Source organism: Candidatus Kuenenia stuttgartiensis (genome assembly GCF_900232105.1).
GTDB classification, from domain to species: domain Bacteria; phylum Planctomycetota; class Brocadiia; order Brocadiales; family Brocadiaceae; genus Kuenenia; species Kuenenia stuttgartiensis_A.
The window spans coordinates 1,236,408-1,250,213 of sequence record NZ_LT934425.1; the positions used below are offsets into that span (position 1 = coordinate 1,236,408).

Below are 13,806 nucleotides of genomic sequence, written 5' to 3' on the forward strand. Positions count from 1 at the left end.
CCGATTTCCGATTGTAGATTGCCGACTGCATAAGTGACCATTAAATATTTCGTCAAATAATGCAAAGAAATTACTGATAAGGTACTAACTTTATTAAGAGGTAATAAAATATGACTAATACTCCATCTGATGACGAAAAAAAGGAAACTGCATTAAATGAAATAATCGAAGGGCTGCAAAAACGGGAGGAGGAAGATTCTTTCCCGGAAGCGATTTCGCAAGGTGAAGACGCGCCCGATATGCCTGTTCATGAAGCCTCTGACGAGTCGGTAAAATCAAAAAAATTGTTAAAAGCGGGCATGTTGCTCAATCAATATGTACTTTCCGCTATGGTGCTTTTTTTTATAGTAGGCGCGATAAGCTTCTTTTTATTTCTCCAGAAAGATTGGATTAAAGTAAAAGGCAATAAAATGGTTTCCCGCCTTGTGGAAAAAAAGCTGGAAGAGTCTTTGGATAAATATATGGACTTGAACGACAATTTAAGGGGTGGCAAAAGGGCTAAGGCAAAACTGTCAGACGATATAAAGGGGGAAAATTCTTCTGGTGTACAGCGAGGCCGGGAAGAAACGCAGGAAGACAGGACAGAATATATCATCGAAGCAAATCGATTGTACGAACAGGGCGATTACAAGACGGCGGCTTCTCTCTATGGAAAGGGATTAGACAAATCGATGCCTTTTCTGAATGAGGATTTTATTGTATATCGTTTGGGCGATTGTTATTTTCAATCGGGAGATTATAAGGAAGCCCTTGAAGTGTTCAGGCATTTAAACAATGATTATCTTAACAGCGAGTATCAATTGCAAAGCAGATTAAAAATGGGTGAATGTTGCGCAAAACTGGGGGACTATAAGCAAGCAAGAAAAACCCTTTACTCCGTTATCGCCCAGGAAGGTGACTGCAAAACGGAAGAAGATAAGTCGTGCGTGGCAGAGTCTTATTTTAAAATCGGAGATTATTACCGGGAGGAGTCAAAACGTCTGAAAAATGCATCTCAAATGGTAGGTACGGTCACCGCAGGATCCGGGAAAAGCAATGACCATTTGTAGAACGAAGAATAGGAAGGCAAATGAAGAATTTTGGTAACACTTTAGTCTTGTTAAACGGGGAATTGTCATTTGTAGTGCGACGAGGTTCGTCGCACTACATGAATTTAGTGGGCTTAGATATTTCAAGTGAGGAACGAGCGGCAACCGTTTATAGCAAATGCTCCGCCCCTGCACTTATACGGCAAGTAGCGTTATTATTGGAATTTTTCTAAAAACTAAAGTGTTACAAAATTCTGCATATACCATTTATGGGATAATGAATAATGAATAGAAGAATAATTTTTATACTCATATTTCTTTTAGGCGTATTTCCTGTATGCTCTCTTTCCAAAGCCGGTGAGGAGACTACTGGCGAGGCGAAGGAGGATATCTCAAATACCGTGCAGGGCGTATTGAACGAGGAGAGGAAAAACCTGGAAATGCTTCAGATGCAGTTGCAGGCTATTGATGAATCAAGCGAACTCAGTGAATCATTAAATAAAGAGTTGAGAAATCTTGAGATGCTCCAAATGCAATTGCAAATATTAAGAGATCAGGAGTTAGAAGAAAAGGAAGATAATGGCGCCGGGACGAAGGCGGCTGAAAAGAAGAGTGGTGCTCCGGAAGAAAGAAAAGAGGTTTTTATACAACCAAATGAAAATATCATGCTGAAAAAAGAACTGGACGAGTATGATATGCCGGTTTATTCAATTAACGCAAAACAGGTGCAGGTGTCTGAAATATTGAAAGCGCTGTCAGCAGTCTATGGCAAAAGTATTATTGTGGATGAAGAAATTGCACCCGAATACTTGTCATCTTTTATAAATGTATCAATCAAAAAAAGCCCATTACAGGATATATTGGAAGTAATTATCGGAATGCGCAACCTGGAATTTATTCCGAAAGAGAACGCTATATTTGTTACCTCTTTGTCACAGCTTAACGTCGATACGGCATCTGACTATTATAAGGATAAGGCTGCCCAAATATATCAAAGGGCACAAATAAAATATCCCAACGACAAAATGGTCGTCAAGGCGTATTATGAACTGGGGAATTATTATTATGATCTGGGTTTCAATTTTCTTGCGTTGCAGGAATATCAGGTTGTTGTAAAAAAATATATAACGTCTCTCTTTGCAAAAGATGCTTTATTTAAAATCGGAGACTGTTATTACCGCCTCAATGACCCGGAAAGCGCCATTAGGGCGTATTTTCAGTTTATTTATGGCTATCCGAAAGATCCTTTAATTGCCGATGCTTTTATGGGGATCGGCGACTCTTTAATGATGCAGGGGTTTTATGTGCGGGCAAAGGACACCTACGAAAGGGTGCTGAATGGATATCCGGAAACAGAGATTGCCGCTAAGGCGCAGCTTAACATTGCCAAAGCGCTTGCAAAAATGGAAAAACACCGGGAGGCGATTCGGGCATTGATGGAGGCCAGGGAACTCTATAATTCCCTCCATATAGGGGCTGAGATTGAATATTTAATAGGAAAATGTTTATTCTCGTTGAAGGAGTATGAGGATGCCAAAACAGTTTTGGGGAATTTCCTGGCCAATGCGGGCAATGAGAGATATGCCGAAGACGCAAGTTTCTTATTGGGAGAATGCTTCTATAATAATGAGAATTATGTTGAGGCATTCCAGGTTTTTAAGAGAGCGCTGGAAACCTATCCAAACAGCAGCAATGTCCCACGCGGTATGTATTTTTTGGGAAAGTCTCTGCGGGCAATGCACTTTTATGATTCTGCGATAAAAACATTCCGGGAAGGGATACAATTTTGGCCAACTAATGAATATGCGGACAAAATGGCCATGGAGATAGGATGGTGTTATTTTGATGATGATAATTATGCGCGGGCGCAGGAAGGTTTTAAGGATTTTATAAAGAAGTACCCTTACAGCAAGGTATTAATAGAAGGAATGGTTGGCCTGGCGGATGCACTCTTCTGCGAAAAAAAATACGAACAAGCTGTGAAGGCATATATAGATGTTTTAGGAAATAGCAGCGAAAAGGAAATCAGGGCGTTTGCATTTGAAAGAATTGGCGCTTGTTATAAAGCTATGGGAAAACTGGAACAAGCAATAAAAGCGTTTCGTTTAGAGTTGGGATGATGCCTGTCTCAGCCATAAAAGAATCCCCCCGCAATCGGCAGTCTACGGTCGGCAAATTGCAAATTGAGGACTGAGCAAGGTGAGGAATCTTAGGATTTCTCACCTTGGCAGAAATGACAATTACAGGCATATTAAATTCTTCTATGTCCCTAAGCACCATCCATTTTCCAAATCTTTAACTGCGTCTTTACCCCTGCTTCAAGCCGGTTGTTCGGCTTTTCCGGGGGGCCACTTTATTTGGAGTTTTCTTTGACTGATTGCACAGTCACGAAGATAAAGATTTATTAGGGTCTGGTATGGAATACCGGTATCCTCCGACATAGACCTGAAATAGAGAACAGTATCACGGTCCAAACGCATAGTAACCGGTTGTTTTAAATACTTTAAATAAGGATTTTTACGCCCCTTCATTTTGGAAAAATCATAATGGTCTCTCATTGTCTGTTCCTCCAATATTCACTTTCTTCATCGCCATCGGCTTTCCTCGCAGAGATGATTCTGATAACTGTATCGCTTTCCCGGAAACAGTGGCAGATGACCAGAAGCCTAAGTTTATAACTTATTCCAAGTAAGATAAAACGATCTTCTTCGTGTGAATGGTCGGGATCAAAATATTGAATGGCATTTTCATCATAAAAGGCTATACGCGCTTCTTCGAAGGAAATCCCATGCTTTTTGATATTGGACTTTTCCTTCCGGTTATCCCATTCAAATGTTAATTCGATCATATGTACATTGTACTTATAAAAATATTGATGTCAAGGTTCGGGTTCAAACAAAACAGGGAGTCAAATTTTTCAAAAACGGGATGCACCCTGACAAACTGCAAAACCCCAACTGATGACCTTGTATAAAGTCTCCCGCCTCTTTATTGTCTTATAATTAGACAACGCGTCCATATTTTTTACTTATCAATAACAACGACAGGCGCTTCAGGTATGGTTACCTGGTATTTTTTTGATAATTATTGTGACATAAGCTTTCTTTTGTAAAATAGTTGTGAGTCCATGTGCCGTAATTTCTGTAGTATCTGCCTGCAGGGTTATTGTTGTCGGCCGTGTACGGCACTGCTTTTGCGATGCCCTTTATACTGATTGCATTTTTTTTAATATCATGAACTAATTAGTACCTTAGCAGTGATTTCTTTGCTTTTTTTGGCAAAATCCTCCCCCTTACCCCCCTCCAAAGGGGAAGAATGTCCCCCGCTGGCGGGGGTGCAGGGGGTGGATTCTAATTTTCGTATTTTTTATTTCTTTCTTGTTTGGTTCTGGCTACGCCAGCATAGGTAAACATAAGGACGTGTTATTTGAGTTTTTTGAAAAAAACAGAGAAAAAGTTCCTGGTGGTTTTTATGGCTTTGTGGATGGGTGTGCCTGTTTTTATAAGTTCTGAAAGATGTTTGTTTAGCGAGACTGTAAACAGTGGAAAAAATGCAGGAACCGGAGAGATTCAGGACGTATCTCATGGAAGTTCTGCTTTGGTCGGTACTTTGTCTGGTGCGGGCGAACATCAAGGAGTGGAAAGGGTATTATCAAATCTCAACGTTGAAAACGAACGGCTTCGGGAATTAGAAAAGAAATATTTAACATTGCAAGGCGTTACTTCAGAGACAGGGATTGGGAAATATTTTAAATCAGGCGCAACGAAAGATATTGATTCTGTGGCGGTTCATGAAGTGGGCAATGTGTCAAAAACAGACGGCCAAAGCGATGCCGGTGATACATCAAACGAGATTTCAGAATACACGCCATTACAGTATTCAAAAAACTTTGAGGATGCAGTGCCGCAAAAAGAAGAAGTTGATGCGTCCGTTGAGGATGGCGAGGAGAGAGCCAGGATGCACAACCGGCTGCATCGCTATTTGACCGGCATAGAAAAAGAGACGCCTCCCATAACAATAGCAGAATGTTTTTATACATTGGGTGAATATGAAAAAGCCTTGCAGGGTTATAAAAATATTCCGCAAGAAGCGGTTACGCCGTATCAATACATGTGGGCCCGGTACCAGATTGCAAATTGTTTCCGGCAGTTAAAAAAATACGATGACGCGCTGAATGAATTCCAGCGTTTTATCGACGAAAATCCGAAGAGTGAGTTAATAGTGCAAGCGAAATGGTATGTTGATGATATTGCCTGGTGGAAGGAATGGCAGGGGAAAAATACATTGAAGAATAATAAATTGTTAATGCTTTCTGATAATAATGAGTGAAATAATGGGAAAAGAAAACGGGGTTACGTTATGAAAAATATTGCCGTGAACAAATATCCGAAAAAATTCAGGAATGAACTCGCAACCGCCTTTGAACAGTTTAATCTTTATACATTGCGTTTGGAAGAGGCTTACAATAAGCTGCAAAGCAGGGTAAAGGAAATAGATAAGGAGATGGAAGATACAAATGCCCGTTTAAAGGATAAAGTGCAGGAACTCGACAGCCTTACGAAATATCTAAATAGTCTTTTGGGAAGTATTCATAGCGGTGTTATCGCCATAAATGTGAAAGGGGAAATAACTACTTTCAATACGGCGGCAGAAGAAATATTGAGCTTCAGCGGGTCTTGCGTGGTAGGGGGAAATATAGCGTGTTTATACGAAAATGCGGACGGTGGTGAATCCTTGCTTACGGAGGCTATTAAAAAGGGGCAAAATTTTATTAATGTTGAGCGTAAAATAAAGACCAGCCAGGGATTAACCAGGATGCTGGAAAGCAGCGTGTCACTGATTAAGGACTCGCAGGACAATATTATAGGCGCTGTAGAGGTGTTTAAAGACTTATCAAAGATAAGAGATTTGGAGATGCGATTGAGAAAAGCGGATAAACTTGCAGCCATTGGCGCAATGGCGGCCAGTATTGCCCATGAAATTCGTAATCCACTAAATGGTATTGAAGGGTTTTCTGCATTACTTGCAAGGGACTTTGAAGATTCCGACCCCCGTAAGAAACTGGTAAAAAATATAATACAAGGCACAAAAAATCTGAACAAAACGGTTACCGAGTTGCTGGTATTCGCGCGTCCGGTGCGATTGAGTTTAATGAATAGCCGTATATCTGAAATTTTGGACAGAACACTCTTTTTTATTAAGGAAGACATGAACCGGAATGGAATAGATGCTATTTCTATCCATAAAGAATACGGCGCAGATGATTATTGTTTGAAATGCGATGCGGAAAAATTGCAGCAGGTCTTTTTGAATCTTTGCTTAAATGCAATTCAATCTATGACATGCGGAGGCCATTTAACGGTATTTACGCGGACAATAGAGGGAGAAAACGACAACGGCGTTGTTCAGATTGGCATAAAGGATACCGGAGTAGGAATTAAAAAAGAGGTTGTCCGGAAGATGTTTGACCTCTTTTTTACTACAAAACAGGATGGAACGGGGATTGGATTGGCAATTGTGAACAAAATTGTAGAAGCGCATAACGGCAAAATCTTTGTTGAAAGCGAAGAGGGAAAGGGAACGACATTTTATATTAATCTGCCCATAAATTCGCATGACTATATGGATTCGTACAGCGCCTTCGTTCCGGAAGAAGAGGCATTGGCGATGCAGTTTGCTTAAGTAGCAAGTTATTTATGTCTTCCAGTCTATAGGGGAATAAAATGAGTGTCGAGAAAATAATGGTTGTCGATGATGATGCATTGGGGCGTGAATACCTCTGTGAAACGCTGAAAAGAGGCGGATATGATGTTACAGGGGTTGGCAACGGACAGCAAGCCGTCTCGCGAATCGGCAAAGAAGATTTTGACATGATATTCATGGATATGAAAATGCCTGGAATGGACGGCATGGAGGCGCTTGAAAAGGTAAAGGGAATTTCGTCGGAAACCGTAGTCATTCTCATGACTGCGTATGGCACTATAGAGTCTGCTGTGGAAGCTATGAGAAAAGGCGCTTATGATTACATTATAAAACCTTTTTCTCCCGATCAGATAGAGCTTTTAATCTCAAGGGTGAATGAACGGCAGAAATTAATCGCCGAAAATAAATACTGGCGGTCTGCTTCCAATGTGGATGAAAAATCTGAGCCTGTGTACAGCAAAAATTCTAAAATGTCGCAAATATATGAACAACTGAAAAAGATTGCACAGAGCAAGGCAAGTGTTCTTATACAGGGAGAAAGCGGTACGGGCAAGGAATTAGTTGCGCGTGCGATACATTATTTCAGCCCGCGCTGCGAAAAACCTTTTATTCGGGTAAATTGCGCAGCCCTGGCAGAGTCCCTCCTGGAAAGCGAACTCTTTGGGCACGAACGCGGCGCATATACCGGAGCGGTGGCAAAGCGTATAGGACGCTTTGAACTGGCAAACGAAGGTACGCTGCTTCTTGATGAAGTCAGCGAGATTTCTCCCAATATACAGGCAAAGTTGTTGCGGGTGCTGGAAGAAGAGGAATTTGAGCGGGTTGGGGGAGAAAAAACCATAAAAATCGATGTCCGCATTGTGGCAACCACAAACAGGGATTTGGCAAAGGAAATACAAAAGGGGACGTTTCGCGAGGATTTGTTTTACCGGTTAAATGTTGTTCCAATACACTTACCGCCCTTACGGGAGAGGCGCGAAGATATCCCGTTGCTGGCGAATACCTATCTTGAAAAATATAGTTCGGAAAATAATTCATCTGTCAAATCGATTGAAAAAAGGGCAATGGATTACCTTTCCCAATACAATTGGCCTGGGAATGTGAGGGAATTGAAAAATATTATGCAAAGAGCGGTTGTTATGGGTTCATCGGAAGAGCTTGGATTAGAGAACTTTACATCCCTCATTGACATAAAAAAATCCGAACATACCATGTGTAATGATTCCGTAAACATAAAAAAGAATGGTCAATCTATTGAAGATGCAGAGAAGGAGTTGATTTTTACCACACTCGAAAAAACGGGCGGGAATAAAACAAAGGCAGCCGGGTTGCTTAAAATTACAACCAGAACATTGCGGAATAAACTCAATAAATACGTAATTGCTCAATAAATTGTGGCAATGGAGGTATTGGGGACTTGGGATTTCCCATTATACCGTAGCAATCTACAATCTACAGTCGGCAGTCGGCTTTCAATAGAGGTCAGATGTCAGAGATCAGAGATCAGAGGTCAGATGTCCGCGAAAAACTCTGACTTCTGACTTCTGACTTCTGAAATCGGCAATCGGCAGTCGGCAAATTGCAGATTGAGGATTGAGGACTGAGGATTGAGCAGAAGGCGATGTATTTTCCTACATACCGTGAAATTTTTTCTTAATAGGGGGGCAAAGATTTGCCTTCACGGATGCAATAATATATTTTTACTTACGCTGTATCTTATTGATAAATAGATATATGTGTATTTTTATTGCATATTGTATTTGCTGTCTCTGTTTTCCGGTATTTGTTTTGCGATGTTCTGTGGATAAGGAGAAAGATTATGAATATTGGTTTAGATAAAACGTTTGGTTTATTAGAGAATATGTTGGATGTTTCGTCTCTAAGGCACAAGGTTGTTGCAAACAACATTGCCAATGTAAACACTCCTGGTTACAAGAAAATGGTGGTTAATTTTGAGGGTGAGCTTGAAAAGGCTATACAAAGCAGTTCGCAGAAAAATTTTAATAAGTTTGAACCAAAGGTCGTAATTTCAGAAGATGTTGTAGATGGGACATTGCGCAACGATGGAAACACGGTGGATATGGAAAAAGAGGTTGCTACTTTACTGAAAAATACGGGTTTTTATAAAATATATTCGCAGTTACTGGCAAAAAAATTTGATTTAGTAAAAGCCGCAATTGACGGCTCTAAAGGATAAGGAGGGAAAATATGGGAATAAGTAAGGTATTTTCAGCGCTGGATATAAGCGCTACCGGGCTTACCGCGGAACGTATCCGCATGAATGTGATAGCAAATAATATTGCTAATGCAAACGCTACTAACTCTCCCGACGGCGGTCCGTATCGCAGGGAACAAGTGGAATTTCAGTCTATTCTTAATAAGGCGGCTAATTTGTCCGATATTGATGGAATGGAACGTTTGGGCGGCGTAAAGGTGAGTAATATTATGAAAAGCAAAGAACCTTTTAATAAGGTATTTATTCCCGGGCATCCTCAGGCGGATGAAAATGGTTTTGTAGAGATGCCTAACGTAAACATTGCAACGGAGATGGTTGATCTGGTCACGGCGTCCAGATCTTACGAAGCGAATCTTGCGGTGATAAATTCTTCTAAAGATATTACAAATCAGGCATTGTCAATTATTGGAAGATAGGGGTGTAGTTATGGCTGTTTTACCGATTAATAATAATGGCGATTCAATTCAACAAAACAAAGGGTTTGATTTTGTTGAAGAGCAGAAAGGCGCTTCCTTTAAAGATACATTGGGAGGTTTTATCAATGAGATTAATGACCTTCAGGTGAAAGCCAGTGACAGTATCGAGAAGTTTTCCGGTGGAAAGATTGAAAACATCCACGAAGTTATGGTTGCCATGTCAAAGGCGGAGGTTAGCTTTAAGTTTATGATGGAAACCCGGAACAAACTGGTAGAAACATACAAGGAAGTTATGCGTATGCAAATGTAACTGGAATAATACATAATACACATCGCAGCAAAGCCGCAACCAAAGAGAGTTTAACCACCTCGTCATTGCGAGGGCTTTTTCCGAAGCAACCTCATAAACCGTCATGGAGATCCTTCCATCCTGCATCATTCCATTAATTAATTCTATTTTTTTAGCCCTTTGAGCCACCCTTAATTTGCTTCTCACGGGATATGGCGTTTCTTACGTCACGAAATATCTCGTAGTATACTGATTGCTTCGGAAAAGACCCTCGCAATGACAAGTTTTGTAACATTATACTTTTTTGTAAATCCCTCGACCCTCTTCTCTCTATGTTCATATACTCTTCTTTTAAGATTGTTCGTTACCCATGTGTAGAGTACTGTATCATTTTTATTCGTCATTATGTAAACAGAGTATAATTTATCCATTACAAATTACTTTGATTGAATCCGGTGTTATTGAAAAAGATTGCTTCGGAAAAAGCCCTCGCAATGACAAACTGAGGACTCGCAATGACAAAAGCGTGTCATTACAAGGGTGCCAGCGTGTCATTGCGAGGGTCTTTTCCGAAGCAACCTCGCAAATAACACGCTCTTTAACCACGGAACACCTGGCGAGTCCTTTAGTCGCAACCAAATTCGAAATACGAAACAACCCTTCGGAGTGAGAGATAAAGTGAAAGTGAGATTTTCACTCTGGCTTTATCTTTCACTCCGAAGAACGGTTATGCATTTAAAAAAACTAGCATAAAAAACAAGAAGTTGATGGATAGTAGTACAAAGAATATTGAACGCAAAGGACACGAAGAAAAACTTACAAAAAAATAGAAAAAAAGAGGCAACCCACAGTATCATATATTTCTAAACATAGTTCTCACTTCAACCATCTTCCCGCACGTCATTTTTCCTTCCGGGCATGCATTGTTTACGCAACCAGGGCCTGCATCTTTCAAAATATTTGGGGCGACCTTTTTCGCTAGCCGCAGCATTTCAATTGCCATAGCCCTGATTTCCCATTGTGCGCGATTGCAGCAACGTACACGAAGGAAATGCAATAATTCGCGGGCGTTCATGGTAATGATAATCTTTGTCTCCGCGGCATTGGGCAGTAAAAATCTGGCGTCTTCAAATGTGCTTTCTCCACTATCGCCCAGCGCCTCTATCAGTTCGTCATACCATTCCTGAATACAATTCATTTTTTCAATGAACCACTGTTTTTTTCCGATTTTTTCAATCCTGGGGGGGATAACAAAATCAAAACCACCGGTTTTCTTACGGTACTTTCCCACATAACGCTGGCTTTGCTGGGAATAAGAAGCCAAACGATGCCGGACAAGCTGATGTGAACAGGCGCGGGAAATGCCCTCTATACCAAAGGTAAAACTGACGTGTTCTATGGGCGAGAGATGCCCCATTTCCGTTAATTTTTCAATAAAAACGGACTGATCCTTGCTGTCAATCTGTTCCTTTAATTCAGCAACAGAGGAGGGGCTATAACACAGTTTGGCGGCTTGCGCCACGATATGTTCAGGGTCTTGTGTGTATCGTAATAATAGTACATTTAGTTTTGATTCAGACATGTTTTCATAATATAACAAGATGAAAAAATAAACATTAAAAATCTGTATCCCTTTTCGGTTTGAGACTTCACCCCGCTAAAATTCTATCCCTTTACGTGCCTTTATTCCATTTTTATAGTGGTGCTTTATTTCTTTCATCTCAGTCACTAAATCCGCAATATCGATCAATTGACTTTTGGCATTCCGTCCTGTAAGGACAAGATTCAATCGCCTGGGTTTATTTTGTATCACCCCAATAACGTCTTCGACATCCAGCAATCCATAATCAATCAAATGGTTAATTTCGTCAAGAACAATGAGATCGTATTCATCTGAGAAAATCTCCTTTTTCGCATATTCCCAGGATTCTTTGACATTTTTGATAGTTTCTTCGGAAAAATGTCCTTTTTGCGTTTTAATAAATCCCTGCCCCATGAGAACCATCTTAAAATCAGGTTCCAATAATTTAGCAGCCCTCATCTCGCCGGTTTTTTGAGAACTTTTGATAAATGAAAGCATAAGCGCTTTCATCCCCTGTCCAATAGCACGAAAGCAAAGCCCTAATGCCGCGGTAGTTTTCCCTTTTCCATTTCCGGTATGTATAAGTATAAGCCCATTTTCCATATATTATCCTAAAGCGGGACAAGCCAGAATCAAATAAACGTAAAATACAAAAGAGGAACCAGTAGAGTAGAAACAGACGACAAGAACTTAGGCGTAGCTATTCAGCGTAATTTATCAAACTACCGGGGGTGCAGAGCGCAACTCGTTCTCAAACAGATACTTCACTACGTTCAGTACAAGGTTTTGGGAACGAGCCGTGTATCGTTTACGCTGAATAGTTACCAAAAAGATATTATTAGTTTTCTGTGTGGATTTCATCAGCTTTTTTAATGAAACTTACAATTTTTTTTGAGCTTTCGTTTTGTCGCTTTCTATAATAATCTACAATTTTCTTAATATCGTAATTAAATTTGGCGGCGTGTTTTTCACGATACTTATGAATCTCTTCTATTATTGGATCATTATACATTTTTTATTCTCCTAATAATTCTTCTGGAGTACAGATTATCGGAGCGATATAACCATTATCAAATATTACTTTCTCAATTAATGGTCGCATTTTCGCATTTGCTATATGTTTACAATTCCAGGTTAATAAATAATTCATATTATGGATTGATGCTATAGAAATATGTAAAGAATCTACCACGGCTTTAGGAGGTAAGCATTTCTTATCCATTAAAGCTTCTGATAAACCAATAATATCATTTGTGATATCAAGTAAAGCTATTTTATTTAATTCCAATAATCTTTTTTGTGCTGCATCGGGGTCGCCTGCTTCGGCTTCATCGATTACAAATTGTGAAGTGAATAAATCAAATTCATCTCGATGAGTAGACCACCAATCGTATGTAATTTGTTGATGAGCGGCTATAATAATATCACGACTCGGTTTAGAGGTTAGATAGCTTATAATACTTGTCTCTATGTACAGTTTCTGATTCATGGTTAAATTATACTATTATTATCAACTATATTCTTAAACAGCTAACGTCTGCGTTCAGGTGCGGCTGGCACGAGCAGCGGGACAGACGTCACCTGCAACGCATTGTTAGCAGTCAATCTCTAAACCTCTCAAAATAGCTTAGATCGACGTCATAAACTGTCCGCTTTTTAACTCCAAGCTCAACGCGCTGAAACATTTCGACCAATTTTGCACCATCAACAAGTTCAACTTTTGGCGCACCCTCTCGATTGGCTTCAACTACTGCCGCGTTGGTAAATGAAGATGTTGTAATGATGATTCCTTTCTCGGCTCTTCCGATCATGGCATTTCTAAAGTCGCCCACTTGTGAACGACCAACCAAGTTGCCATCCGCGTATCGCTTGCACTGAAACAATACTTTGAAACTTACGAACGGATTGATCTCCAGTGTGCCGAAGCCATCTATGCCGCCATCGGCTGAACCTCCCGTGATCTCGACATTTTCAAATCCTGATTCACGCAGGAGTTCCTGAGACACCTTCTCGAAGCCGAGCGGGCTCAATGAGCGCAGAATAGCGATCAGGCTCATTTTCTGATCTGCTTGCGGTGTGTCCGGGGTGGGTGCTTCCTCTTCCGTTGCTTCACCCTGCTCCGCCGCTTTTTGTTTCCTGTTCTCGGCGTGGATCGCGACCCATTTCTTGAATATTTCGGCTGCCTGAGCATCAGAAATGTGTGCTGTACGACCCTTTTCCGTGAGCGTCCATGTGCCGTGCTTGGACGATTTGAGCATTCCCTCCCAGACCAGATACTGCCTCGCCCAGGCAACCTGATTGTGAAACCTGCTGTCACCGGACTTCAATGTTTCGTCCAGCACCTCGTCTGTGAGGTTAAGATTCTTGGCTATACGGTCCGAAACTTCTCGCGGCCTACCGGAATCTCCAAGGTCACGGAGCGCGTCAAGAAGTGGTCCAAACCACTTTACAAACTCGGCATTTGATTTACGCGTCATTGTTGTTTTCTGACTGCTAACTTTATATTAGACTTCCCAAATATCATATTAATTTACGGCAATTATGAGATATAT

At 40.7% G+C, this 13,806-nt stretch carries 16 protein-coding genes; 8 read left to right on the plus strand and 8 right to left on the minus strand.

Annotated elements, in window-relative coordinates; all coding sequences use genetic code 11:
- Nucleotides 1-110: 110 nt before the first annotated feature.
- Nucleotides 111-1,049 carry a tetratricopeptide repeat protein gene (locus KSMBR1_RS05635; protein ID WP_099324433.1) on the plus strand — a complete coding sequence of 313 codons (939 nt, stop codon included), beginning with the start codon at nucleotides 111-113 and terminating at the stop codon, nucleotides 1,047-1,049.
- A gap of 263 nt (nucleotides 1,050-1,312) precedes the next feature.
- On the plus strand, nucleotides 1,313-3,148 hold the full coding sequence (locus KSMBR1_RS05640) for a tetratricopeptide repeat protein (protein ID WP_099324434.1): 1,836 nt from the start codon (nucleotides 1,313-1,315) through the stop codon (nucleotides 3,146-3,148).
- Between the two features lie 198 nt (nucleotides 3,149-3,346).
- Here the strand turns inward: KSMBR1_RS05640 and KSMBR1_RS05645 are convergent, their stop codons facing one another.
- Both KSMBR1_RS05645 and KSMBR1_RS05650 read right to left on the minus strand, forming a co-directional pair.
- Nucleotides 3,347-3,586 carry a BrnA antitoxin family protein gene (locus KSMBR1_RS05645; protein ID WP_099324435.1) on the minus strand — a complete coding sequence of 80 codons (240 nt, stop codon included), beginning with the start codon at nucleotides 3,584-3,586 and terminating at the stop codon, nucleotides 3,347-3,349.
- On the minus strand, nucleotides 3,583-3,876 hold the full coding sequence (locus tag KSMBR1_RS05650) for a BrnT family toxin (RefSeq protein WP_099324436.1): 294 nt from the start codon (nucleotides 3,874-3,876) through the stop codon (nucleotides 3,583-3,585). Before KSMBR1_RS05650 ends, KSMBR1_RS05645 begins: the two co-directional genes overlap by 4 nt.
- 623 nt (nucleotides 3,877-4,499) lie before the next feature.
- Here KSMBR1_RS05650 and KSMBR1_RS05655 point away from each other — a divergent pair.
- From KSMBR1_RS05655 to fliE, 6 genes are all read left to right on the plus strand, one after another.
- Entirely contained in the window at nucleotides 4,500-5,357 is an 858-nt protein-coding gene (locus KSMBR1_RS05655; protein WP_157820407.1) for a tetratricopeptide repeat protein, read from the plus strand.
- A gap of 30 nt (nucleotides 5,358-5,387) precedes the next feature.
- Nucleotides 5,388-6,710, plus strand: a complete 1,323-nt coding sequence (locus tag KSMBR1_RS05660; RefSeq protein ID WP_099324438.1) for a two-component system sensor histidine kinase NtrB — start codon at nucleotides 5,388-5,390, stop codon at nucleotides 6,708-6,710.
- Between the two features lie 41 nt (nucleotides 6,711-6,751).
- Entirely contained in the window at nucleotides 6,752-8,122 is a 1,371-nt protein-coding gene (locus KSMBR1_RS05665) for a sigma-54-dependent transcriptional regulator (protein ID WP_099324439.1), read from the plus strand.
- A 428-nt stretch (nucleotides 8,123-8,550) separates the two neighbouring features.
- The gene (gene flgB, locus KSMBR1_RS05670) at nucleotides 8,551-8,928 is read left to right on the plus strand and encodes a flagellar basal body rod protein FlgB (protein ID WP_099324440.1); all 378 of its coding nucleotides are present in this window, start codon (nucleotides 8,551-8,553) and stop codon (nucleotides 8,926-8,928) included.
- 11 nt (nucleotides 8,929-8,939) lie between these two features.
- Nucleotides 8,940-9,383: a flagellar basal body rod protein FlgC gene (gene flgC / locus KSMBR1_RS05675; protein WP_099324441.1), complete on the plus strand. Its 444-nt coding sequence runs from the start codon at nucleotides 8,940-8,942 to the stop codon at nucleotides 9,381-9,383.
- A gap of 10 nt (nucleotides 9,384-9,393) precedes the next feature.
- On the plus strand, nucleotides 9,394-9,693 hold the full coding sequence (gene fliE / locus KSMBR1_RS05680) for a flagellar hook-basal body complex protein FliE (protein ID WP_099324442.1): 300 nt from the start codon (nucleotides 9,394-9,396) through the stop codon (nucleotides 9,691-9,693).
- Between the two features lie 206 nt (nucleotides 9,694-9,899).
- On the opposite strand, the gene KSMBR1_RS23230 is transcribed toward fliE, so the two are convergent.
- From KSMBR1_RS23230 to KSMBR1_RS05705, 6 genes are all read right to left on the minus strand, one after another.
- Nucleotides 9,900-10,103 carry a GIY-YIG nuclease family protein gene (locus KSMBR1_RS23230; protein ID WP_197705358.1) on the minus strand — a complete coding sequence of 68 codons (204 nt, stop codon included), beginning with the start codon at nucleotides 10,101-10,103 and terminating at the stop codon, nucleotides 9,900-9,902.
- 422 nt (nucleotides 10,104-10,525) lie between these two features.
- A complete protein-coding gene (thyX, locus tag KSMBR1_RS05690) occupies nucleotides 10,526-11,254 on the minus strand; it encodes an FAD-dependent thymidylate synthase (RefSeq protein ID WP_099324443.1) in 729 nt (242 codons plus the stop codon).
- A 75-nt stretch (nucleotides 11,255-11,329) separates the two neighbouring features.
- Complete coding sequence (gene cobO / locus KSMBR1_RS05695) at nucleotides 11,330-11,857, minus strand: cob(I)yrinic acid a,c-diamide adenosyltransferase (protein WP_099324444.1); 528 nt, start codon at nucleotides 11,855-11,857, stop codon at nucleotides 11,330-11,332.
- A 235-nt stretch (nucleotides 11,858-12,092) separates the two neighbouring features.
- Nucleotides 12,093-12,266, minus strand: a complete 174-nt coding sequence (locus tag KSMBR1_RS21515) for a hypothetical protein (RefSeq protein ID WP_164994572.1) — start codon at nucleotides 12,264-12,266, stop codon at nucleotides 12,093-12,095.
- A gap of 3 nt (nucleotides 12,267-12,269) precedes the next feature.
- Complete coding sequence (locus KSMBR1_RS05700) at nucleotides 12,270-12,743, minus strand: type II toxin-antitoxin system VapC family toxin (RefSeq protein WP_099324445.1); 474 nt, start codon at nucleotides 12,741-12,743, stop codon at nucleotides 12,270-12,272.
- A gap of 112 nt (nucleotides 12,744-12,855) precedes the next feature.
- Nucleotides 12,856-13,731, minus strand: a complete 876-nt coding sequence (locus tag KSMBR1_RS05705) for a restriction endonuclease (RefSeq protein WP_099324446.1) — start codon at nucleotides 13,729-13,731, stop codon at nucleotides 12,856-12,858.
- Between the last annotated feature and the right edge of the window lie 75 nt (nucleotides 13,732-13,806).